This window comes from Alkalihalobacterium alkalinitrilicum, assembly GCF_002019605.1.
Classification (GTDB): domain Bacteria; phylum Bacillota; class Bacilli; order Bacillales; family Bacillaceae_F; genus Alkalihalobacterium; species Alkalihalobacterium alkalinitrilicum.
Genome location: NZ_KV917368.1, coordinates 3,072,903 through 3,093,318, shown reverse-complemented (window position 1 = coordinate 3,093,318; position 20,416 = coordinate 3,072,903). Strand labels below are relative to the sequence as shown.

The window sequence follows — 20,416 nt, the reverse complement described above, 5'->3', positions numbered from 1 at the left end:
AATTCTGAAAAATAGAATTATAATGTGAAAGATTAGCTATTAAAAATTGAATATGGGAGGAATATTTTTTGAAGCTGAAGCGGTTAAGTATCTTATTTCTTGTCATGTTACTAGTAAGTACGTTGTTTTCCTCATTTGCCTTTGCAAATGAACAGTCAAAGCCATCTCTAGTAGCCCTAGGTGATTCGATTACATATGGGTATGGTTTAGGGAGTCCAGTAAGTGAGGCCTTTCCTCATTTAATAGGTGGGGGAAAATTAGATGTTACAAATCTAGGTGTTCCAGGATGGACTTCTGGAGATTTACTATCATCATTACAAACCGATTCATCAGTTATTCAGGCATTACAAAGTGCAAATGTGATTACGTTAAACATCGGGAGTAATGATTTGCTACAAGCTGCTAACTTTGCTGGACTTATCGAAGACCCTACATTATTCGATCCTGTAGCACTTGGACAAAATGTAGCAGCAGCAATTGGGTCATTTGGTAATAATTTAATAGGGATTATCTCTACTATTCGTCAACATTCTCAGGCACCTATTATTCTTTATACGATATATAATCCAATTCCATTAGAAAATCCGTTAGGCCCTACATTTTATGGCTTTGCTGAACAAATGATTAGTAAGACAAATAATGAAGTCATTAAACCCACAGCAATTGGATCTAAATCATTACTAGCAGATGCTTATGTTTCGTATACAGATCAACAGTTAAATTATTTGCTTCCTAATGACGTTCATCCAAATCAAGAAGGACACCAAGTTCTTGCGAATTTAGCAAATCAATTGTTAATACAATTGTTAGTACCATCTAATATAGAATTGACTGTTTCACATGAGGAACAAAGTACTGACCCTGTAAGTATTAGCGTTACGACGACTGGACAAGTCATCGAAATGAAATGGCTCCCAGGCGAAAAAGAAGTCAGTGATTTTCTAGAAGAAGGAAATGTCATTATTGATAGAGAGTTTGAGGTAACAGAAAACGGAACTTATACAGTTTATGTTAAGAATGTCTTTGGTTTCGAAACAGTGAACTCTATAACTATCAATAATATACTAGAAGAGCCACCAATAGAGGAAGAACCTCCAGCAGAAGAAGAGCCACCTGTAGAGGAAGAGCCTCCTGCAGAAGAAGAACCGCCTGTAGAAGAAGAACCTCCCGCTGAAGAAGAAAAACCAGTAGTGAAAAAGCCAGAAGAAAAGCAAAAGAAAGATAAAAAGAAAGAGAAAGGTAAAGATAAAGAAAAAGAAAACGACACAATTGTTCCCGCAGACAAGAAAAATAAATTACCAAATACAGCAACCCCAATGTATAACTACATGGGTATTGGAATAGGATTAATATTGTTAGGATCGGTATTATTATTTGTACAGCGATTAAGAAGAATTCATCCTGTGTAAACACCATATCCTATATTTACATGTTAGACGGCCTTCTCAAATTGTTTGCGAAGGCTTTTTTTATAACCGAAAGTATATTAAAATATTACTTTAGTATACTAACAAGTTAATGTTTTAGTATATTGCCATAAAGTGTTTTTTGAATTATAATTCGAATATAAAAAAAGTTCAAATAATTTAACGGGGGAAAATAGGAGGGGTTTATTTGGAAGGTTTTGTGAACTGGCTTAATGGTGTCCTATGGAGTGAAGTCATGATTTACTTTTGTTTAGGAGTGGGTTTACTTTTCTCAATTCTTACTCGTTTTTTACAAGTAAGGCATATTAAAGATATGGTTTCTTTAATGTTTAGAGGAAAAAGTTCATCCGCTGGGGTTTCCTCTTTCCAAGCAATGTCGATTGCGCTTTCAGGAAGAGTCGGAACAGGTAATATTGCAGGAACTGCTACTGCTATTGCTTTTGGAGGACCAGGTGCAGTGTTTTGGATGTGGACGATTGCTTTTATAGGGGCTTCGAGTGCATTCATTGAGTCAACTTTAGCTCAAGTTTACAAAGAAAAACAAAATGGACTTTATCGCGGGGGGCCAGCTTATTATATTGAAAAAGGGATTGGCTGGAAATGGTATGCGGTTATTTTTGCAATCGCGACACTTCTTGCAATGAGTTTGTTAATGCCAGGTATTCAATCGAATTCGATTGCAATTGCTGTAGATAATGCGTTTTCTATTAATCCTTATGTTACTGCTTCTGTGTTAATTGTTATTATTGGTATCATTATTTTTGGTGGAGTAAAAAGGATTGCAAACGTAGCACAGCTCGTCGTTCCTTTTATGGCAGTGGCTTATCTATTACTAGCAGTTGTTATTATTGGAGCAAATGCATCTCAGCTTCCAGCTGTTATATCATTAATTATTAGTAGTGCTTTTGGTGTTGATGCTGCGTTTGGTGGAATCATTGGTTTAGCGATTGCGTGGGGCGTTAAACGTGGAATCTATTCAAATGAAGCTGGTCAAGGAACTGGGCCACATGCCGCTGCTGCTGCAGAAGTTTCTCACCCAGCTAAACAGGGGTTAGTTCAAGCGTTCTCGGTTTATATTGATACATTACTCGTTTGTTCGGCAACCGCATTTATGATCCTTTTTACAGGAATGTACAATGTAGTCGATGGGGCTGGAAACACCATTGTAAACTTTATTGGTGAAGTTCCTGCAGGAGCAGGTTATACCCAAGCAGCTATTGAATCTGTGCTGCCTGGCTTCGGTGCTGGCTTCGTTGCAGTTGCATTATTCTTCTTCGCATTCACGACAATTATGGCTTACTATTATATGGCAGAAACGAATATCGTTTATTTAATCAGAGGAAAGTTTAATAAAGTGGGAATGTTTTTATTAAAGATTGTCCTACTTGCGGCTGTGTTTTTCGGCGCAGTTCGTGAAGCAGATTTAGCTTGGGCGTTAGGTGATGTCGGATTAGGATTAATGGTTTGGTTAAACTTAATCGCCATTCTGATCTTGGCAAAGCCTGCATTGAGAGTTCTTAAAGATTATGAAGAACAGAAAAAACAAGGAATTGACCCAGTGTTTGACCCTGTGAAGTTAAATATTAAGAACGCTGATTTCTGGGAAAATGAGTATAACAAGGACAAAGATAAAATGTCGAGCTAAGTAAGAATAATAATGGAAGCTACGGTGTTCAAAAAATTGATACCGTAGCTTTTTCTTTATTCATATTCCAAAGGAAGGTTTAACTTATTTAGAGGATTAAAGTATAATATAGACACTAATTCTCGCCATTTTTGGCGATCAATTGTTTTTTTCTAATAATCTTATATGATTTAGTAAAATAGTAGAGGTTGGCATAAAAGAAAGGGAAAGCCACATGAGAATTAATAAATTTATGAGTTTAACGGGTTATTGTTCTAGAAGAGAAACAGACCGCTTAATCGGTGCAAAGAGAATTATGATTAATGATAAGGTTTGCGAGCAAGGAGATACGGTAGAACTGATCGACATTGTCTCTGTTGATGGAGAGCAAATAAAGATTAAAGAAAAGCTTAAACCTGTTTATATCATATTAAATAAACCAGTTGGAATTACATGTACGGCACAACCACTAGTCAAAAAGAATATTATTGAATTTATCAACTATCCTCAAAGGATTTTTCCAGTGGGAAGACTAGATAAAGCATCAGAAGGTTTAATACTATTAACCGATGATGGCGATATTGTTAATAAAATAATGCATGCCGAACATAACCATGAAAAAGAATATATAGTAAGAGTAGACAAACCAGTTACCGAGACTTTTATAGAGGGAATGTCAAATGGAGTTGAAATTCTCAATACGATAACAAAACAATGCGCAGTGTCTCAGATCGATGACAATGAATTTAGCATCATTCTTACACAAGGACTTAATCGCCAAATTAGAAGAATGTGCAAAGTGTTTGGGTATGAAGTAGAACGTCTTCAAAGAATTCGAATTATGAACATCACTCTCGGTTCACTAGAGGTAGGCGAGTGGAGAAACTTAAGTGAGGTTGAACTGAGTGAATTGTTATCACAGCTATAGATCCATAACCACTATAGTAATTATGAAATGGTTGAAAGTTAAGGTTACCTATTTTTTACGGACAGAGAAGACTATATTTTCTTAAAATATATAGGTTAAATGCTGTATATCAATAAAAAAGAGGTGCTAATTATCATGTAATTAGGCACCTCTCTTCAGTGTGTTATTTAATGTTCTCTATCTGGTTCAATAACTGAACCTGAACCTATATAGTGATTAGCGTTTTTTTTATTAAACACTTTGTTTTACTTCAGTTTTGTATGGCTTTAAAATACGAGCATCATAAATAAATGGTCCAAATGGAGTGACTGCTGCAAGTGTAGCGCCAATAAATCGAGTTAATGGCCATTTATATTTAACGGTTACATATAATGCAATTGCGAGGTAAAGCATGAATAAAATACCGTGTGCCATACCGATTACCGTAACAAACTGTGGTATATCTGCAATATACTTTAATGGCATAGCTATTCCTAAAAGTAATATAAATGACCAGCCTTCTAAAATCCCAATATTTCGAAACCATTTAAGCGGTGTATCTAACATGTTTGAGAACCTCCTCTTGGGCATTAACAAGTTTTCTATAGTAGTAATTATATCAATAAGTATCCTCTTATAAAAACAACAATATTGTGAAAGAAACAGAAAAAAACAGATTAATTCTCACGCAAAACGCTTGGATTCGAAGTATGGTCCAAGTGTTTAATTTAATTGTCTAATTGAATTAAAAATCACTTCAAAAAAGCTTCCTAACTTCAATTTATTGAAGAGTAGGAAGCTTTTCGGAAGGGGTAGGTACATCACTTTTAATTTTTACAAGTGAAGTAATTGGTAGATGATCGGACGCTTCTTTATATGTTGAAATAACGTCAGAATAGATCACCTCAAATTTTTCATTTACAAAAATATAGTCTAATTGATATTTGGGTTTTCTTGAAGGAAAGGTCCCAAGTTCTTTTTGAATACGCTTAGCACACGTATTATTATAGTGTTTTGCTACCTCGTAGTAATCTTTAGAATAAGGTCTACAATTAAAATCTCCCATTAATACGTTAGGTCGTTCTTGCGTTGAAAGTTCTATCACTTTTCTCATTTGTTTCCTTCGTAATAAGGGGTTTAGGCTAAAGTGAGTGACTAGTGCCTTTACTAGTGTTTGATTAATTTGAATGGTAGCTTCGATGATCGACCTCGGCTCACATAGGAGTGGACGAAGGCGAACAATATGATTGTTAGAATGGATAATAGGATATCTTGAAAATAAAGCATTCCCGTATTCACGGCGCTCAACTTTACGAGACTGGAACGAAATAGCAGGGGCAAAAACACATTCCATTTGCAATTGTTCTGCTAACCAACTAGTCTGATCAATAAAATGACTACGTTTTGAAAAGGTTTTATCGACTTCATTCAGTCCGATAATGTCAGCGTCGCTTTGTTTAATAATTTTTGCAATTCTATGTAGATCGACACGACGATCTGTACCGAGTCCATGACGTATATTAAAGGATAAAAATCTAAGTTTAAATGGAAATCCCTCCTTATCATTTAGCAACTATTTTTACCGACCTGATAAAAATTTAGACATAATAACCTCATCATGTTTTATAAAAATGTCGTTTTGGTGAAATAGCGTCTTGTATAGATTTCGTTATCTAATTGTTAGCTATAATAATGATAATTAGCAAAGGTCATACTAAAATAAGGTTATTTATGACAATGAGGTGGGCAATGTTGCAGACAAAGCAAGAGTTATTGAAAGAAGCTGAAAAGTTTATATACATTTGTTACAGAGAACTAGGCAAAAGTACGGACCAGATCGAGGCAAGGTTAAAAGAAGTTAGGCAAGAAATTGAAACAACAGGCCATTATGATCATACTTCTGAAGAACTACAGCATGGAGCAAGGATGGCATGGAGAAATAGTAATCGCTGTATCGGTCGACTATTTTGGGATAGTTTGCACGTTTTAGATGAAAGAAAAGCTGATTCAGCTCAAGAAATAGCGAATGCATTAAACCGACATATTGAATATGCAACAAATGGGGGAAAGATTCTACCGACAATCACTGTGTTTAAACCTATCGTACGCGGAGAAGAACAAGTTCGAATATGGAACTACCAGCTGATCCGTTATGCAGGCTATGAAACAGAGTTCGGTATTATTGGTGATCCTGCTTCGATCCAGTTTACGAAATATTGTACAGACAGGGGATGGAAAGGGGAAGGAACTCATTTTGATATTTTACCGTACGTCATACAAATGCAAAAGGGAGCACCCCAATGGTTTGACATCCCGAAAGAGATCGTGTTAGAAGTACCGATCGTCCATCCAGAACACCACGGGTTTTCAGATTTACAATTAAAGTGGTATGGAGTCCCGATTGTTTCTGAGATGATGCTTGAAATTGGAGGGCTTCATTACACGGCGGCTCCTTTTAACGGTTGGTATATGGGGACTGAAATTGGAGCGAGAAATTTGGCAGATGAAGATCGATATAATATGCTTCCTAAAATCGCCTCATTAATGGGACTAGGTACGAGTCGGGCATCGGCATTATGGAAGGATAAAGCATTAGTGGAGTTAAATGTTGCTGTTCTTCATTCATTTAAAGAGAAAGGTGTTAGTATCGTTGATCATCATACGGCAGCAACGCAATTTCAACATTTTGAGGATAAAGAGAGTCGATGCGGGCGCTCTTTAACTGGTGATTGGACGTGGTTAATTCCGCCAGTATCGCCAGCAACGACTCATGTTTTTCATAAAGAATATGACAATGAAATGTTAACGCCTAATTATTTTTACCAAGAAAAACGCTATGGATAAAAGAAAAGAAGCTGACTCATATTCTTCACCAGTATCACGATAGGAAGATACACAAAATCTTCTGTTCATCGTAAATACAAAGGTGTTTGGATATCTAGAGTCAGCTTTACTTTTCGATGTATTCAAATAAGAACGACTGTCCGTTACGGAAAAAACGTGGATCATATATTCCGAGTCGTTCCTCATCATCAACAATAACAACAAACGGCGACCATTCGTACAATGTTTCAGCTTCAGGTACTTCATCAAAAAGTTTTTCTAAGTCAGCTTCTGGAGAGGACTCTAGTACATACGATACGTGTTCGCGCCCCAATAAATTCGTTTCAATAATTTGAACTTCTTCCTTAGTTTTACCAATTACAGAAAAGTTCCAAGGAATAAAACTAGCTGAAAGCGTATGTTGATCAAATCGTTCACTGTATTGTTGGTAGAGAACATACCCTTGAAATGATTGAATGATGACATGAAGAGCAATACAGGCGCCAACGATATGGTATACTCGATGAGTTGCCATCTTATTCAATCGTTTATATAGAAATCCTAAAAGTAGAATACTCCAGATGACAAAGTCTACAATTGGAATCGTTCCAAATGTTAGTCTAACAGATGAGAAGGGCTCAAAATAACCAGTTCCCCATGCGTTAAAAATATCACTAGTATTATGGATAAAAACTGCGAATAACCCAAGGTAAAAAAGGCGGCGGTCTTTGACACCCCAAATGAGGTAACAAACAGCAATTAAGATAACCGCCCAAACGGGGACCATAAATAACGAGTGGGTGATCCCACGGTGCCACATTTGATATTGTCCCTCCGTATCCCATAGCTGTGAGATAACATCTATATCTGGAATATGACTACCGACAATAGCTGTAAAAAACGTAGCACTTTTCATGGGTTTAGACATTTCACGTTTATCGACACCACCGTAAATAGCTAACCCGAATAAAGTGTGTGTGATAGAATCCAAAACAACACATCCTTTTATTCCGAAATATCATTATAATAATAAAAATATTATAAATGAAAAAGTGTATATGATGGTAGAGATACACCCTGTTATTAACGTTAAAAGATCAAAAAGAAATCTGTTTAAATTTTAAATGCTCAAAGTTAAGTTTGTAGTCGTGAGTCAGTGGCCGAAGTATTCGTTAATAAGATACGAACTTGTTCGGCTGTGCGCAATTTATGAAGTTTCACTTGATGTTCATCAGATGTTCAATTTAGTAAGTCATGTTAGAGATTTGCTAAGCATATAACCCCTCCATACCTCATATAGTTTCATAAAGCAGTTAACAAGGAGGGGAAACATGACTTTGTTTGAAGGTTTTGTTGTCGTTTTTGTTATTATCTTTTTCTCTCTTTTCTTTGGCTTTATGGTATTAGGGAATAAAATAGCTCATGCAATTGAAAGGATTACCGCTAGAGAAGCAACTAAACACCTAGCCGAGATCGATGACAAAATGAACAAATAAATGGTAGCAGGCACCTTTAACGCCCTAAAGGTGCCTCGTACTATTTTTCATGATAGAATATGGGTAAGTAAGAGAGGGGGAGTTGTAGATATGGAAAGTGTTATTTATAAAGCGCATTTTGTCCATCCGTTGACAGATGTACCGCTCATCATTTTATACAATAATGTTACTGGCCTTATTTCGTTTGAGAGGGACGAGGAGGTAATTAAGGTTATTACTTCAATGAAAGACCTTCTTCCGAAAGAAGTAATAACCGCAGAGAAGCTATCCAAAACCGACCATATTTGTAAGGTAGCATATCCCGCTTCTTCACTAGATGAAGCTATTGAGCTATTAGAAACAATCGGAATTGATACAAATCATATAAAATTCCAAAAAATATTGCTACATTAATTAATCGTTACGAATGATAAAGTAAACGATTAATCCTAATACAGGGAAAAATAGTGTTCCGATTAGAACGATAATGGCGTATTCTTTGCTATTTCCTTTACTAATTGCATCACGGTAGGCCCAAATACTAGTAAATATATTTAAAAGAAAAATTCCAATTATAAAAATTAGGATAAAACCAAATGCTGCAATAATATCCATTTTATAGTCCCCTTTACATAAGATAATACTTTTCTTATTCTATATTATCAAAGTTTATTCCCGTGTCGTAATTAGGTAGGAATCAACTAATGTAATAATTCGTTTTTGATGTAGTTTAAGTTTAATCATTTGTATGAATTTCATAGGGAATTTATTAATAGAGGATTCGCGTTGCAATACTAGAGCTACTATAGAGAAGTTGTAAATAAGGTAATGGAAATGGTTTTGAATACGGAAAATCTAAAATACTAAAAAGCTGTGCCAGAAAGAATAATTCTTGGCACAGCTTTTTAGGGAGTGTCATTTTATATTGAGACTCATGTTTTGGAGTTACTTCTTATTAATCCTCAATAACTGGATATACACCGTTTTCATCATGTGTTTCTCTTCCAGTAAGTGGAGGATTGAATACACAAACCATACGCATATCGCCTTTAGTTGCACGAAGTAAATGCTCATCATTTTTATCTAATGCATAAATAGTGTTTGGTGTAATTTTATGAATTTTGTTATCACTTAAAGTTTCAACTTCACCTTCACCTTCAATACAATAGACTGCCTCTAAATGATTTTGGTACCAAATATGTGTTTCTGTACCTTCTTTTATGATTGTATCATTTACTGAATATCCCATACCGTCTTTTTTCAATAATAATCTGCGGCTAATCCAGTTATCACTTTTTACTTCATTTTCTGTTCCAATGACATCTTCTAGTTTTACAACTTTCATATTCAGTTCCTCCGTTATTTGTATTTAAAATTTAAATCTAAATAAAAGATTTTCCCAGTGTTGGCAGACTATAATTTTCTGCATTTGACTCAGCAACGTACCAAACTCTACGTGTTTCTTATTTAAAGTAGTTGTTTAATCCACCGACTCTATTGGGCTTTTCCTTTATGATGATACAACTTCTTTCTCTTTAACTAAGCTTTGAATGCTGTCTTCAATGATCGCAAAACCTTTTTCTAAGCCTTCATGATCTATCGTGAGGGCAGGGAAGAGTTTAAATACCTCATCATCTGGACCAGCGGTTTCCATAATTAGACCTCGTTCAAAAGCAGCTTTGGCAATATCTGAAGCCATACCTTCCACATCAGATGCAATTCCTTGCATAAAGCCGCGACCGCGAACTCGCCCTTTAATTTGTGGGTATTTCTTTGTAAGACCAATAAGAAATTCAGTAATTTTCTCTGATTTTTCTTGTATGCTCTTTTCGAAAGAGTCATTTTCCCAATAAGTCAATGCTTCAGTTGCGGTAACAAATGCTAAATTATTTCCACGGAATGTCCCATTATGTTCGCCTGGCTCCCAAATATCATATTTAGGATTAATTAATGTGAGTGCAAGTGGTAAACCGTATCCACCAATGGATTTTGATAAACAGATAATGTCTGGTTTAATTCCAGCTTTTTCAAAAGAGAAGAATGTACCTGTTCTACCAACACCGGCTTGAACGTCGTCAACTATGAGTAAAATACCAAAGCGACGGCAAATGCTTTCTATTTTTTGCAGCCACTCGAAACGGGCAGCGTTAATGCCCCCTTCACCTTGGACTGTCTCGAGGATTATTGCGGCAGGAATTGCGACTCCACTTCCGTTGTCTTCTAAGAAGCGCTCGAGATACTCCAGAGTGTCGAGTTCGTCGTTAACAAAGTTATCATAAGGCATTGTCACGACATGCTGTAATGGAATACCAGCGCCTTTACGCTTGAAGGAGTTACCAGTAACGGATAAAGAGCCAATTGTCATACCGTGAAAGCCATTTGTAAAACTAATGACATCTGTACGTCCAGTTACTTTTCTAGCAAGCTTTAATGCACTTTCTACTGTATTTGTTCCTGTTGGCCCAGGAAACATAATTTTGTATTCCATGTTACGAGGTTTAAGAATGGTGTTATTAAACTTCTCTAAAAATTCAGCTTTTGCAGCCGTTGCTTTATCTAATGAATGGGCGATACCATCATTTAATATATAATCGACTAGTTTTGCTTTCATTTTTGGGTCATTATGTCCGTAATTTAGAGCACCAGCTCCAGCGAAAAAGTCAATATACTCATTGCCTTCAACATCCCACAATTTGTGTCCTTTTGCTTTATTAAAAACTGCAGGGAAGCTTCGGCAATAACTACGAACCTCAGATTCTAATTCGTTAAATATACTTAAATTATTGTTTTCCATGTTTGATATAGATCCTCCTTTTATTTGGTAAGAAAGGAATTCAGCATCAACCTTAATAATTGTGAAGCTTTTCACATGAAACGATCGAATCATCCTTATCCCTAATCTACTATCTACTAAACACTATTTATCTTTATTGAATGGTCCAATTCGGAAAGTGTGTTCCTCTTCATGATCGTCTCCAGGAAACAAATCTTCTGAGAAACATTCTAACACTTCACAATTCGTATTAAGATCTCGCCCTAGGCGTCGGAATAGTGATTGAGAGGCCTGATTAGAAGGTGTAACAGTGGCTTCGAGATAATTAATATTTAGGCAACCTTCACGAGCAATCAACTCTTGTAAAAGGTAAGAGGCAAGCCCTTTTCCTCGTTGAGAAGCATCAACTCCAATTTGCCATACAAAAACGACATCTGGTTTAGTTGGAGGGATGAAAGCTGTAACGAACCCTACAAGTTTGTCATTTTCTTTTGCAACTACACAAGTTTCAGCGAAAAATTCACAGAACATGATGTATTTGTAAGAAGAATTTAAGTCCAGTGTAGAGTTATTTACAAGTTCCCACATGGCGGCGCCATCTTCAACGGATGGTTTTTCAAAAGTGACATTTGGAATGGATGGTTTAACTATTTTCGTTAGTTGAATCATCGCTTTTCACCTACAAACCGCAAATTATCGTAAATAATAACGTATTCCTCCTTAATGGATGATTTATTATTTTTTTTATTGCTATTATAAATGATAAGGGGATGTGGAAATTAAAGCAAACCAGCTATTTAAGGATAAACCATGATTAATCAGGGTGACTTACGTTACCACTTGTTAAGAGCACGTATCTTTCATATTCCTTCCATATCGTTATGTTTTCGAACAATTTGAAAAAATGTGAGCAAATCTTACAAAAGGTGACGACTTTATCATGAAGAAAAGTTAGGTAAAGAAAGGTTCGGGGAATTAAAATGATATTTCATAGAAAAGAGACTGATTTAACAGCTCTTTACTTTCTATCTTTACTGTACCTAGAAACTACAATAAAGACAGAAAGTGTAACGGTACAAATCAGTCTCTACTATATAAGTAAAGGGTAAATCATTATTTCTTTTTCTTCTTTTTTGCTCGGCGGTCAGCAGCGGCTCCACGTTCGTTTGCTTCTATGTCGTTTGCATCAGCTAATTCAGCTGAATATTCAACATCCATGCCGTCGTTTTGAACGTTAGCGATTTGTTGTTGCTTTTTTTTCTTTTTACCCACAAATATCCCTCCAAGTATATTGGTTGATGTTGCGAAGTAGTGCAATCATCTGTTCCTAGTTTGAGAAAGAGGGATACTGTTCATGTAATAAAATAATTTCCAAACGAAGTTACTTTTGGTATGAGTAAGTAAAAAAGGTTGATCCTAATGAATCAACCTCGAGAAAATGGTGTTTATCTTGAACGAGCAGCGCGGTCAGCAGCTTTAAAGTCTGATTGGTATGTTACTTGTTGTGCTTTTTTCAGGGTTTGTCTTTCATGTTGATCACGACGTTTCTTCTTCTCCATAGTGTTTCCTCCTAATAATGAAGTAATATATATAGTATGAGTAAATTGGAGGAAAAATATTCTATTATCTAGGTGAGTTTTTTTATACGATGTTTGAGATGCTTCTCAAACAGAATACTGACTTTCATTTTATTTACTGTTTCTTTAATATTTGTACTAAAGCTTTATTAACAGTAGGATAGGTAAATTGATATCCGTGACGGAGTGCTTTTTCAGGTAGAACGCGTTGACCTTCTAATAATAAGGAACTCATTTCACCTAGTACTATTTTTAAAGCTAAGGAAGGCACGGGTAACCAATGTGGTCGTTTTAGAATTGAGGAAATGACTTGTCCCATTTCCTTCATTTTAACGGGGTGTGGAGCAGTAACATTCATGGCTCCATGAATTTGTTGTTTTTGGATCGCAAATTCAAACATACGTACAACATCGTCAATGTGAACCCATGAATACCATTGATTACCTGTTCCTAAATTGCCTCCCGCAAAGAAGCGATAGGGAAGTAACATTTTGGGTAAAGCGCCTCCCTGCTGATCTAGCACCAATCCTAAACGTGGAAAGACAGTCCGGATGTCAAGTAATTCGGCTTTCTTAGCTTCATTTTCCCAATATATTACAACGTCTTTTAAAAAGTTACCTTTCCCATCATCTGCATGATCTTCTGTGAAAGTTTCCGTAAATGAATGACCATAAACTCCAATTGCAGAAGCGTTGATAAATACGCTAGGCTTTCGCTCTAATTGCTCAAGTAATGATATTGCAGCGCTAGTTGCTGAAAGTCGACTATTTAATATTCGCTCTTTTTTTTGCTGAGTCCAACGTCCTGATCCGATTGAATCTCCAGCTAAATTAATAAGAGCGTCGAGTGGAGGAAGTTTTTCTTCTGGTTTAGAGCCAGGCATTAACCACTGAATATAGTTAACGTTCCCCTTCTGTTCTTGTGGTGTTCGAGTTAAAATAAAAACCTGATGACCTTGTGATGTGAAATGATGAGTTAATGCTGTACCAATTAATCCAGTACCGCCAGCTATTGCAATATTCAAGTAGTTCACCAACTTTCATAATCGTTTAACTAATGTTTAAGTATAGTATAAAGTATAAATAATTGATAAGCAGATCAAAAGGAATTTCATTGTTTCATCCAAAATTAATTAAGAAAGAAAGTAGTTGTGGCTATGGCTGTTATAACAAAAATTACAACACAAAAAAACAATACCGAACGATTTAATATTTATATTGATCAAGGGGCTGGAGAAGAGTATGGGTTTAGTGTTGACCAAGATGTCCTTCTTGCCTGGAGTTTAAAAAAAGGGATGCAAATTGATGTTGAGGAATTAGAACAAATACTCAGTGAAGATAAAGTGAAGAAAGCTTACAATTTAGCCTTATCCTATTTAACGTTTCGAATGAGATCGGAAAAGGAAGTTGAAGACTATTTAAGAAGAAAAGAATACGAAGAGGTAGAGATCTCTAAAGTAGTAGCAAAGTTGAAAGAATATAGTTTTCTAAATGATGAAGCTTTTGCCAGAGCGTTTGTCAATACGAAGAAAAGTACAGCTGTAAAAGGTCCTAAATTAATTGAACAAGAACTCTATAATAAAGGAATTAAAGGACGCTTAGCAGAAGAGGCCTTAAATGGTTACACGTACGCTGAACAATTAGAACACGTGAATAAGTGGATGGAAAAACAAGCTAAGAAAACGCTAAAGGAATCCGAGAGAGCCTATCATCAAAGGGTGACCCGACAGTTGTTAGCAAAAGGTTTTTCCTATGAGGTGATTGAAGAAGCGTTAAGGTTAAGTTCATCATTTGTTGGTGATGTTCAACAATGGGAGGCGATCGTGTATCAAGGCGAAAAAGCAAAACGTAAATTCGCCCATATAAGTGGATATGAACATCGCTATAAAATGAAGCAATGGCTATATTCAAAAGGGTTTCCAATTCAGCTAATCGAGCAATACTTAGATGAAGAAACGGGTAAATTCTCATAAAACCATAACATAGACATAGTGAATTAGTGAACAATATCTAATGTTAAGATAGAAATGTTGCTTTGAGAAAGGGAGTAGTTCTCATGAGTACTATCGTTGCATTAACTCCAATTGTTTCAGTGTTATTATTTTTAGTCGTATTGAGAATGCCTGCAGTTAAAGCAATCCCGATTAGTTTAGTGGCAACAGGTTTCTTAGCATATATATATTGGACTGTTCCCTTTGTTCAAATAGTAGCTGCAATTATAGAAGGGGTTATTATTGGCTCCTCTATATTATATATTGTGTTTGGTGCCATATTATTATTAAATACCCTTCAGTTAAGCGGTGCCATAGGCACTATTCGCAACAGTTTTTTAGGGATTAGTGCAGATAGGAGAGTTCAACTTATTATTATTGCTTGGCTGTTTGGTGCATTCATTGAAGGAGCCGCTGGCTTTGGAACGCCAGCAGCAATTGGAGCCCCGTTACTCGTTGCCCTTGGTTTCCCCCCATTAGCCGCAGTTGTATTAGCCTTGATTGCAGACAGTAGTCCTGTGTCCTTTGGTGCGGTTGGTACACCTATAATAGTAGGTATAGAACAAGGTTTACAAGAAGGTTCTCAAATAGCAGCTGTCGTTACGCCTTATATAAAGGACAGTAGTCTAATCGGGGAATATGTAAAAGGTGTCGGAGCACAAGTTATGCAAATTGATATTTTTGTGGGAACGTTTATTCCACTTATTCTCGTCCTCATGTTAACCCGATTTTTTGGTGAAAATAAATCGTGGCGTGAAGGATTTGAAGTCTGGAAGTTTGCTTTATTTGCAGGGATATGTTTTACCGTCCCAGCTTTAGTGGTTGCCTTATTTTTAGGTCCTGAGTTCCCATCTATCTTTGGAGGGTTAATAGGGCTTATCCTTGTTGTCCCAGCTGCTAAAAAAGGATTCTTACTTCCGAAACAAGAACAAGTGTGGGATTTTGCTCCTAGTGAACACTGGTCACCTGAGTGGATTGGAAAAGCACTGACTTCCAATAAAAAGGAACAAAAAGGACCATCTTTAAACCTAGTGATAGCGTGGATTCCTTATCTTCTCGTTGGTTTATTTCTCGTCTTAACACGTCTAGATGGTTTACCGTTTAAAGCGTGGGTTCAGTCAGTGCAACTAAGCTGGCCGAATATATTAAATACAAATATTAGTACAAGTTTAGAACCGCTTTACTTACCTGGAACGATCTTTGTGTTAGTTGTTTTGATTACCTTTTTTATACACCAAATGAATAGAGAGAAAATCAAGACAACGATGTTTTCATCTACAAAAGCTGTTGTGGGAAGTGCGGTAACTTTGTTTACTGCTGTTCCAATGGTCCGAATATTTATTAATTCTGGTGTTAATAAATCTGGTTTTGTTAGCATGCCAATGGAATTGGCGAACACAGCTTCTACTGCTTTAGGGGGTAGTTGGCCACTTGTTGCACCTTTTATTGGTGCACTTGGATCTTTTGTGTCTGGCAGTGCAACGTTTAGTAATATGATGTTTGCTCTTTTTCAGTTTAGTGTTGCAGACCAAATTGGTGTTGAACCAAGATTAATTCTTGCTTTACAAGTACTTGGTGCGAATGGTGGGAATATGATCTGTGTTTTAAATGTGGTGGCTGCCGCTTCAGTTGTGGGATTGTTAGGTAAAGAAGGACCCATTATTCGGTTAACATTATTACCAATGCTATATTATATCATTTGCTCAGGCTTAATCGGGTTAATTTTTGCCTATCTCATTTTATAAGTTTTGTCATCCTCGTTTAGTTTTTAGGGTATAGACTACTACCCCTTAGCGTAGCGTAGATGGGAAGTTCTAATTAGGTGGAGTCGACAATCCAGACCCCATATGATTTCCCAATGTTCCAGCTTGATGGAACGAGTTCGCTGGTCCTACTTCCTAAAATCGACTATAATTAAGAATGATTTGAATAAGCCGATGGAGGCGTAATATATGGAAAAACGTTATAGTGAAATGACTGAGTATGAATTAAAAAATGAAATTGCTCAATTAAATGAAAAAGCGAAAAAAGCTGAACAAATGGGAATGGCTAGTGAATTTGCTGTTTATGAACGAAAAATGATTATGGCAAAAGCTTACTTACTCAACCCAGATGAGTATCAACCAGGAGAAACATATGAAATGGTAGATGAACTATCGCGATTTTTAATTTCTTATATGAATGGGCGATTTGCTTGGGGTTATCGAAATGGTGGCAGTGAGCTTGAAGGAGTTCCTATTTCCGTTTTGAAACATAAATAAAGTGTGAACAAAATATAAGCGAAAAAATTTAGTTTTTCATAAAGAAAAAAAGGAGAAGCAGAGGAGTTGCTTCTCCTTTAAATAAGGAAGGAAAAGGTTTGTGAAGATTGTTCGTTCAAAAGCCTATGAACGTTTTCTTGTTTGGACTTTTAAAACATAGTTGTGAAGGCCTCTTTCAGTTTCACCGTTCACTTGATGGAAGGCATGCTTTGGATTCGCTCGTGGAGATTGAAATGGATCAGCATAGTTTTTTCCTCTTACCTTATGCAAGGTAAAACACCTCCTAGTAGCTTAGAGAAATGATATCATTTCATCATTATCGAGATTGATTGGATTGCTTCATTCGCTCTTGCGGATGATCTCTAATAGTACCATCGGCACGCTTTGAAGAATATTCCTCTTTCGCTCTTGGTTCTCCCGAAAATGATTTTCGCAGTGGAAATCCTTTCTCTTTGTTACGCATCGGTGAACCCTCCTTCTGAAATACAACTAGTGTGAAGACCAAAACTCTAGAAGCAAAACTGACTTGCTTGATTTGCTTCCTTCCTAGTATGAGAAATAATAAGCCATTCTATAATAGACAATAAATGTTAGGGGAGGTATGTTAAGTGAATGATCGATTTGAACGGTTAGCTCAACAGTTGCTCGATCGAAATCAGAAGTTGTCCTATGGACAGGCAAGAAAATGGGTAGAAAGCTTGTGGGAAGATTTTGAGTCCACTCGTGCTAAAGCTGGAAGTACGTATGAAGGACAAGATCTAACGGAACAAATTGTCATGCAGTGGCTAAAAAATTATGGTCCACATTTACATGAGTATGCTTCCAAAAATGAAAAGTTTAAATTTCTATTGGAAGACGACCCTTTTAAAAATTAGTGTTGGATAATAAAAACTCTAATATTAACAATCAAAATCATGTTTATAAAACAAAAGGTTGACCTAGTGTCTTTTGAGTACTTTTCTGTGTGAACATATACAAAAAGTAATTCGACACTTGAGTCAACCTTATGATTGTGTGGAGAGTTCAAGTTTCCGTTTCAATGTTTCTTCACTATATACCCAACCTGTGTATGAGCTAAGCACTTGAAGATCATCATCAAGCTGAACAATTGCAACAAATGGGTAATGGCCCTTGCTGCGATATCTTAAATCAATAAAACGGACTTCATAATAATTATCGAACCTTTCAACTTCCCATCGGTATGTAGGAGAAAATGAAAGGAATGCGGACAAGTTTTCATCCTTTCTAGCCGCATTGATAATAGGGTCATCAGGAATGGGTTCAAAAGGAAATTGTTCAAAGAAATTTATTTTATGATTTCTCGATTCAGCAACATATAATTTTTCCGTTGTTCTTATAACTAAATGCCATTGATTCCAGCGAAATGTAGGCGAAATAAACACATGAGTTGCATTTCGGTAGAGAGACTTAGCATGAGCAATGACTTTATTGCGTGCTTGAAATCTCCAAATGTAATACAGTATAAGAACGAAATAAATAAATAAAAAAGTATATCCAGGATTAAATCCATAGCGCCATAAAATAATTCCAGCAACATGTACTAAGAAAATAAAGGGATCAAAGATGTTAATTGACCCAAGCGCAATCCATTTATGCTTAATTGGTCGTAGAGCTTGTGTTCCATATGCATTAAAAATGTCGACAAAAACATGAAGGAATACAGCTATAAATGTCCAAATCCATAAATGTAAATAATTCACTTCAGGAACTAACATCGAAATTCCACCTGCAATGATAAATGGCCAAATTAAAATAGCGGGTAAAGAGTGTGTAATTCCACGATGGTTGCGTATGTAAACAGCGTTATTTCTAAATTTAAGAACGGTATCAAAATCAGGTGCTTGCGAACCAATAATTGCTGCTACCATTACGGTTTGTCTCATAATTGGATCATTACCAACGACAGGATCTAATGTAGCAAGCCCACCGAGAGCAATTCCCATGACGACGTGAGTTCCTGTATCCAAGTTTGAATTACCTCCTTTCGGTGAAGCTTGAATAATGATAAGAAAACCTTTCTTATGAAAACCTTAGTATGAGCAATACCTATATACTCTAAAAAAAGTCATTACTTTATTTATACCCGAAATTGATGTTATTAAAAAGGGGGAACTAAGATTATGACACAATCTTTACAAATTTTTATGGAGTACAGAATAAAACAAGAAAACATTCATGAATACGAACAAGTTATGGAGCATATTATTGCAGAACTTCCTAGCTTTGAAGCGATTGAAATTCAATGGTTCGTCGCTACAGATCAACCTCATTTATATGTTGAAATGTTTAAAGTTCCGACAGAAGCCCATTATGTCGCTCTAAAAAAACTACGTCAAGACGAAGACCATCACCTTTTTAGTAAAATACATTCAATGGTGGATGGTGGAAAAGAAAAAATTCACTGTTGGGCATTTCGTGCGAAGAGAGAAGTGTAAAAGCTGGAGGGTTAAGTTTGACTGAAATACTACAAGAATTTAACACAAAAGGATTTCAAGAACAATTAGTGAACTGGTTTGAAGAACATAAACGAGATTTACCATGGAGAAAAACAAGAGATCCATATCGGATTTGGGTTTCTGAAATTATGCTTCAGCAAACGCGAGTTGATACAGTGATTCCATATTACAATAATTTCATACAGAAATTCCCGACACTGCAGGACCTAGCGTTTGCTGAAGAACAGGAAATATTAAAGGCTTGGGAAGGATTAGGTTATTATTCGAGAGTAAGAAACTTACAAGCTGCGGTTCGAGAAGTTGCTGAAGAATATGGAGGTAAGGTACCTGATACTAAAGAAAAAATCAGTCAACTAAAGGGAGTAGGGCCTTATACCGCTGGTGCCGTTTTAAGTATTGCCTATAATAAACCTGAACCTGCAGTGGACGGAAATGTGATGCGTGTTATTTCTAGAGTACTCTTAATTGAAGAAGATATCGGAAAAGTTAAGACAAGAACGATTTTTGAGCGTGCACTTTCTAAAATGATTTCCAAACAAAAACCTTCTGAGTTTAATCAAGGATTAATGGAGTTAGGAGCCCTTGTTTGTACGCCGAAATCACCAGGTTGTTTGTTATGTCCTGTTCGTGAATATTGTCGAGCTTATCATGCAGGAAAAGAAAAAAGCTTACCTATAAAAGAGAAAAAAACGAAAGTGAAAGCCAAAGACATGGCTGCAATTGTTTTAAGAAATAACACTGGTGAAGTTCTAATTGAGCGTCGTCCTGAAACAGGGTTGTTAGCAAAACTATGGCAATTCCCTAATATCGAAACAATAAAAGATGCTAAACAACAACATGAAAGTCTACGTGAATATTTAAAAACTGAGTACGCGATGACGGTTGAAGTTGGTGAAATTGTACAAAAGGTAAAGCATGTTTTTTCTCATCTCATTTGGAGTATTAGCGTCTATGAGGGGACAATCTTATCAGAAAAACCAATAGATAATGATAACATAAGGTGGGTAAACGAGAATTCGATTGAAAGCTTTCCGTTCCCAGTATCGCATCAGAAAATTATTGCACAACAAATAAGAAGGTGA

At 36.2% G+C, this 20,416-nt stretch carries 25 protein-coding genes; 12 read left to right on the top strand and 13 right to left on the bottom strand.

All coding sequences use genetic code 11. The annotated features are described in order from the left end of the window. Positions 1 to 68: 68 nt before the first annotated feature. The 3 genes from BK574_RS14920 (at position 69) to BK574_RS14910 (ending at position 3,979) form a co-directional block, all read left to right on the top strand. Positions 69 to 1,409, top strand: coding sequence for an SGNH/GDSL hydrolase family protein (locus tag BK574_RS14920; RefSeq protein ID WP_078429149.1), 1,341 nt, complete (start codon positions 69 to 71; stop codon positions 1,407 to 1,409). 205 nt (positions 1,410 to 1,614) lie between these two features. Continuing rightward, complete coding sequence (locus tag BK574_RS14915; RefSeq protein ID WP_078429148.1) at positions 1,615 to 3,072, top strand: alanine/glycine:cation symporter family protein; 1,458 nt, start codon at positions 1,615 to 1,617, stop codon at positions 3,070 to 3,072. 214 nt (positions 3,073 to 3,286) lie between these two features. Beyond that, the gene (locus tag BK574_RS14910; RefSeq protein WP_078429147.1) at positions 3,287 to 3,979 is read left to right on the top strand and encodes a pseudouridine synthase; all 693 of its coding nucleotides are present in this window, start codon (positions 3,287 to 3,289) and stop codon (positions 3,977 to 3,979) included. 231 nt (positions 3,980 to 4,210) lie between these two features. On the opposite strand, the gene BK574_RS14905 is transcribed toward BK574_RS14910, so the two are convergent. Further along, on the bottom strand, positions 4,211 to 4,525 hold the full coding sequence (locus tag BK574_RS14905; RefSeq protein ID WP_078429146.1) for a DUF3817 domain-containing protein: 315 nt from the start codon (positions 4,523 to 4,525) through the stop codon (positions 4,211 to 4,213). A 214-nt stretch (positions 4,526 to 4,739) separates the two neighbouring features. Continuing rightward, complete coding sequence (locus tag BK574_RS14900) at positions 4,740 to 5,531, bottom strand: endonuclease/exonuclease/phosphatase family protein (RefSeq protein ID WP_078429145.1); 792 nt, start codon at positions 5,529 to 5,531, stop codon at positions 4,740 to 4,742. Positions 5,532 to 5,707: 176 nt separating this feature from the next. On the opposite strand from BK574_RS14900, the gene BK574_RS14895 reads away from it, so the two are divergent. After that, a complete protein-coding gene (locus BK574_RS14895; RefSeq protein ID WP_078429144.1) occupies positions 5,708 to 6,802 on the top strand; it encodes a nitric oxide synthase oxygenase in 1,095 nt (364 codons plus the stop codon). 106 nt (positions 6,803 to 6,908) lie between these two features. Here the strand turns inward: BK574_RS14895 and BK574_RS14890 are convergent, their stop codons facing one another. Further along, positions 6,909 to 7,772 carry a metal-dependent hydrolase gene (locus tag BK574_RS14890; RefSeq protein WP_078429143.1) on the bottom strand — a complete coding sequence of 288 codons (864 nt, stop codon included), beginning with the start codon at positions 7,770 to 7,772 and terminating at the stop codon, positions 6,909 to 6,911. Positions 7,773 to 8,112: 340 nt separating this feature from the next. On the opposite strand from BK574_RS14890, the gene BK574_RS27585 reads away from it, so the two are divergent. After that, positions 8,113 to 8,277, top strand: coding sequence for a hypothetical protein (locus BK574_RS27585; protein ID WP_158211668.1), 165 nt, complete (start codon positions 8,113 to 8,115; stop codon positions 8,275 to 8,277). 90 nt (positions 8,278 to 8,367) lie between these two features. Beyond that, a complete protein-coding gene (locus BK574_RS14885) occupies positions 8,368 to 8,670 on the top strand; it encodes a hypothetical protein (RefSeq protein WP_075388145.1) in 303 nt (100 codons plus the stop codon). On the opposite strand, the gene BK574_RS14880 is transcribed toward BK574_RS14885, so the two are convergent. The 7 genes from BK574_RS14880 to BK574_RS14850 all read right to left on the bottom strand — a co-directional run bounded on the left by BK574_RS14880 (position 8,671) and on the right by BK574_RS14850 (position 13,630). After that, complete coding sequence (locus BK574_RS14880) at positions 8,671 to 8,871, bottom strand: PLDc N-terminal domain-containing protein (RefSeq protein ID WP_078429142.1); 201 nt, start codon at positions 8,869 to 8,871, stop codon at positions 8,671 to 8,673. A 340-nt stretch (positions 8,872 to 9,211) separates the two neighbouring features. Next, entirely contained in the window at positions 9,212 to 9,601 is a 390-nt protein-coding gene (locus BK574_RS14875) for an ectoine synthase (RefSeq protein ID WP_075388104.1), read from the bottom strand. 165 nt (positions 9,602 to 9,766) lie between these two features. Beyond that, the gene (ectB, locus tag BK574_RS14870) at positions 9,767 to 11,050 is read right to left on the bottom strand and encodes a diaminobutyrate--2-oxoglutarate transaminase (RefSeq protein ID WP_078429141.1); all 1,284 of its coding nucleotides are present in this window, start codon (positions 11,048 to 11,050) and stop codon (positions 9,767 to 9,769) included. A gap of 123 nt (positions 11,051 to 11,173) precedes the next feature. Further along, positions 11,174 to 11,698, bottom strand: a complete 525-nt coding sequence (gene ectA, locus BK574_RS14865; RefSeq protein WP_078429140.1) for a diaminobutyrate acetyltransferase — start codon at positions 11,696 to 11,698, stop codon at positions 11,174 to 11,176. Positions 11,699 to 12,142: 444 nt separating this feature from the next. Beyond that, positions 12,143 to 12,301 carry a YfhD family protein gene (locus tag BK574_RS14860; RefSeq protein ID WP_078429139.1) on the bottom strand — a complete coding sequence of 53 codons (159 nt, stop codon included), beginning with the start codon at positions 12,299 to 12,301 and terminating at the stop codon, positions 12,143 to 12,145. A 173-nt stretch (positions 12,302 to 12,474) separates the two neighbouring features. After that, positions 12,475 to 12,588, bottom strand: a complete 114-nt coding sequence (locus tag BK574_RS14855) for a YfhE family protein (RefSeq protein ID WP_075388107.1) — start codon at positions 12,586 to 12,588, stop codon at positions 12,475 to 12,477. Between the two features lie 133 nt (positions 12,589 to 12,721). Beyond that, positions 12,722 to 13,630, bottom strand: a complete 909-nt coding sequence (locus tag BK574_RS14850; protein ID WP_078429138.1) for a TIGR01777 family oxidoreductase — start codon at positions 13,628 to 13,630, stop codon at positions 12,722 to 12,724. A gap of 132 nt (positions 13,631 to 13,762) precedes the next feature. Here BK574_RS14850 and recX point away from each other — a divergent pair, with 132 nt between their 5' ends. The 3 genes from recX (at position 13,763) to BK574_RS14835 (ending at position 16,857) form a co-directional block, all read left to right on the top strand. Next, positions 13,763 to 14,578, top strand: coding sequence for a recombination regulator RecX (gene recX / locus BK574_RS14845; protein ID WP_075388109.1), 816 nt, complete (start codon positions 13,763 to 13,765; stop codon positions 14,576 to 14,578). Between the two features lie 83 nt (positions 14,579 to 14,661). Further along, positions 14,662 to 16,341, top strand: coding sequence for an L-lactate permease (locus BK574_RS14840; protein WP_078429137.1), 1,680 nt, complete (start codon positions 14,662 to 14,664; stop codon positions 16,339 to 16,341). A gap of 207 nt (positions 16,342 to 16,548) precedes the next feature. After that, positions 16,549 to 16,857, top strand: a complete 309-nt coding sequence (locus BK574_RS14835) for a YfhH family protein (RefSeq protein ID WP_078429136.1) — start codon at positions 16,549 to 16,551, stop codon at positions 16,855 to 16,857. 123 nt (positions 16,858 to 16,980) lie between these two features. Here the strand turns inward: BK574_RS14835 and BK574_RS14830 are convergent, their stop codons facing one another. Together BK574_RS14830 and sspK are read right to left on the bottom strand one after the other, a co-directional pair. After that, positions 16,981 to 17,127 carry a YpzG family protein gene (locus tag BK574_RS14830; RefSeq protein ID WP_075388112.1) on the bottom strand — a complete coding sequence of 49 codons (147 nt, stop codon included), beginning with the start codon at positions 17,125 to 17,127 and terminating at the stop codon, positions 16,981 to 16,983. A 46-nt stretch (positions 17,128 to 17,173) separates the two neighbouring features. Then, on the bottom strand, positions 17,174 to 17,320 hold the full coding sequence (gene sspK, locus BK574_RS14825; RefSeq protein ID WP_075388113.1) for a small, acid-soluble spore protein K: 147 nt from the start codon (positions 17,318 to 17,320) through the stop codon (positions 17,174 to 17,176). Positions 17,321 to 17,465: 145 nt separating this feature from the next. Between sspK and BK574_RS14820 the strand changes: the two genes are divergently transcribed. Beyond that, on the top strand, positions 17,466 to 17,732 hold the full coding sequence (locus BK574_RS14820) for a YfhJ family protein (protein WP_078429135.1): 267 nt from the start codon (positions 17,466 to 17,468) through the stop codon (positions 17,730 to 17,732). A 129-nt stretch (positions 17,733 to 17,861) separates the two neighbouring features. Here BK574_RS14820 and BK574_RS14815 read toward each other — a convergent pair whose 3' ends face one another. After that, positions 17,862 to 18,845, bottom strand: coding sequence for a metal-dependent hydrolase (locus BK574_RS14815; RefSeq protein ID WP_078429134.1), 984 nt, complete (start codon positions 18,843 to 18,845; stop codon positions 17,862 to 17,864). 153 nt (positions 18,846 to 18,998) lie between these two features. Between BK574_RS14815 and BK574_RS14810 the strand changes: the two genes are divergently transcribed. Both BK574_RS14810 and mutY read left to right on the top strand, forming a co-directional pair. Further along, complete coding sequence (locus tag BK574_RS14810; protein ID WP_075388116.1) at positions 18,999 to 19,313, top strand: hypothetical protein; 315 nt, start codon at positions 18,999 to 19,001, stop codon at positions 19,311 to 19,313. Between the two features lie 17 nt (positions 19,314 to 19,330). After that, on the top strand, positions 19,331 to 20,416 hold the full coding sequence (gene mutY / locus BK574_RS14805; protein WP_078429133.1) for an A/G-specific adenine glycosylase: 1,086 nt from the start codon (positions 19,331 to 19,333) through the stop codon (positions 20,414 to 20,416).

Coding starts and splice junctions, on each gene's coding strand:
- BK574_RS14855 (WP_075388107.1), bottom strand. CDS start 12,588: ATGGAGAAGAAGAAACGTCGTGATCAACATGAAAGACAAACCCTGAAA.
- BK574_RS14910 (WP_078429147.1), top strand. CDS start 3,287: ATGAGAATTAATAAATTTATGAGTTTAACGGGTTATTGTTCTAGAAGA.
- BK574_RS27585 (WP_158211668.1), top strand. CDS start 8,113: ATGACTTTGTTTGAAGGTTTTGTTGTCGTTTTTGTTATTATCTTTTTC.
- BK574_RS14840 (WP_078429137.1), top strand. CDS start 14,662: ATGAGTACTATCGTTGCATTAACTCCAATTGTTTCAGTGTTATTATTT.
- BK574_RS14875 (WP_075388104.1), bottom strand. CDS start 9,601: ATGAAAGTTGTAAAACTAGAAGATGTCATTGGAACAGAAAATGAAGTA.
- BK574_RS14880 (WP_078429142.1), bottom strand. CDS start 8,871: ATGGATATTATTGCAGCATTTGGTTTTATCCTAATTTTTATAATTGGA.
- BK574_RS14885 (WP_075388145.1), top strand. CDS start 8,368: ATGGAAAGTGTTATTTATAAAGCGCATTTTGTCCATCCGTTGACAGAT.
- recX (WP_075388109.1), top strand. CDS start 13,763: ATGGCTGTTATAACAAAAATTACAACACAAAAAAACAATACCGAACGA.
- BK574_RS14895 (WP_078429144.1), top strand. CDS start 5,708: ATGTTGCAGACAAAGCAAGAGTTATTGAAAGAAGCTGAAAAGTTTATA.
- BK574_RS14810 (WP_075388116.1), top strand. CDS start 18,999: ATGACACAATCTTTACAAATTTTTATGGAGTACAGAATAAAACAAGAA.
- ectB (WP_078429141.1), bottom strand. CDS start 11,050: ATGGAAAACAATAATTTAAGTATATTTAACGAATTAGAATCTGAGGTT.
- BK574_RS14905 (WP_078429146.1), bottom strand. CDS start 4,525: ATGTTAGATACACCGCTTAAATGGTTTCGAAATATTGGGATTTTAGAA.
- BK574_RS14835 (WP_078429136.1), top strand. CDS start 16,549: ATGGAAAAACGTTATAGTGAAATGACTGAGTATGAATTAAAAAATGAA.
- ectA (WP_078429140.1), bottom strand. CDS start 11,698: ATGATTCAACTAACGAAAATAGTTAAACCATCCATTCCAAATGTCACT.
- sspK (WP_075388113.1), bottom strand. CDS start 17,320: ATGCGTAACAAAGAGAAAGGATTTCCACTGCGAAAATCATTTTCGGGA.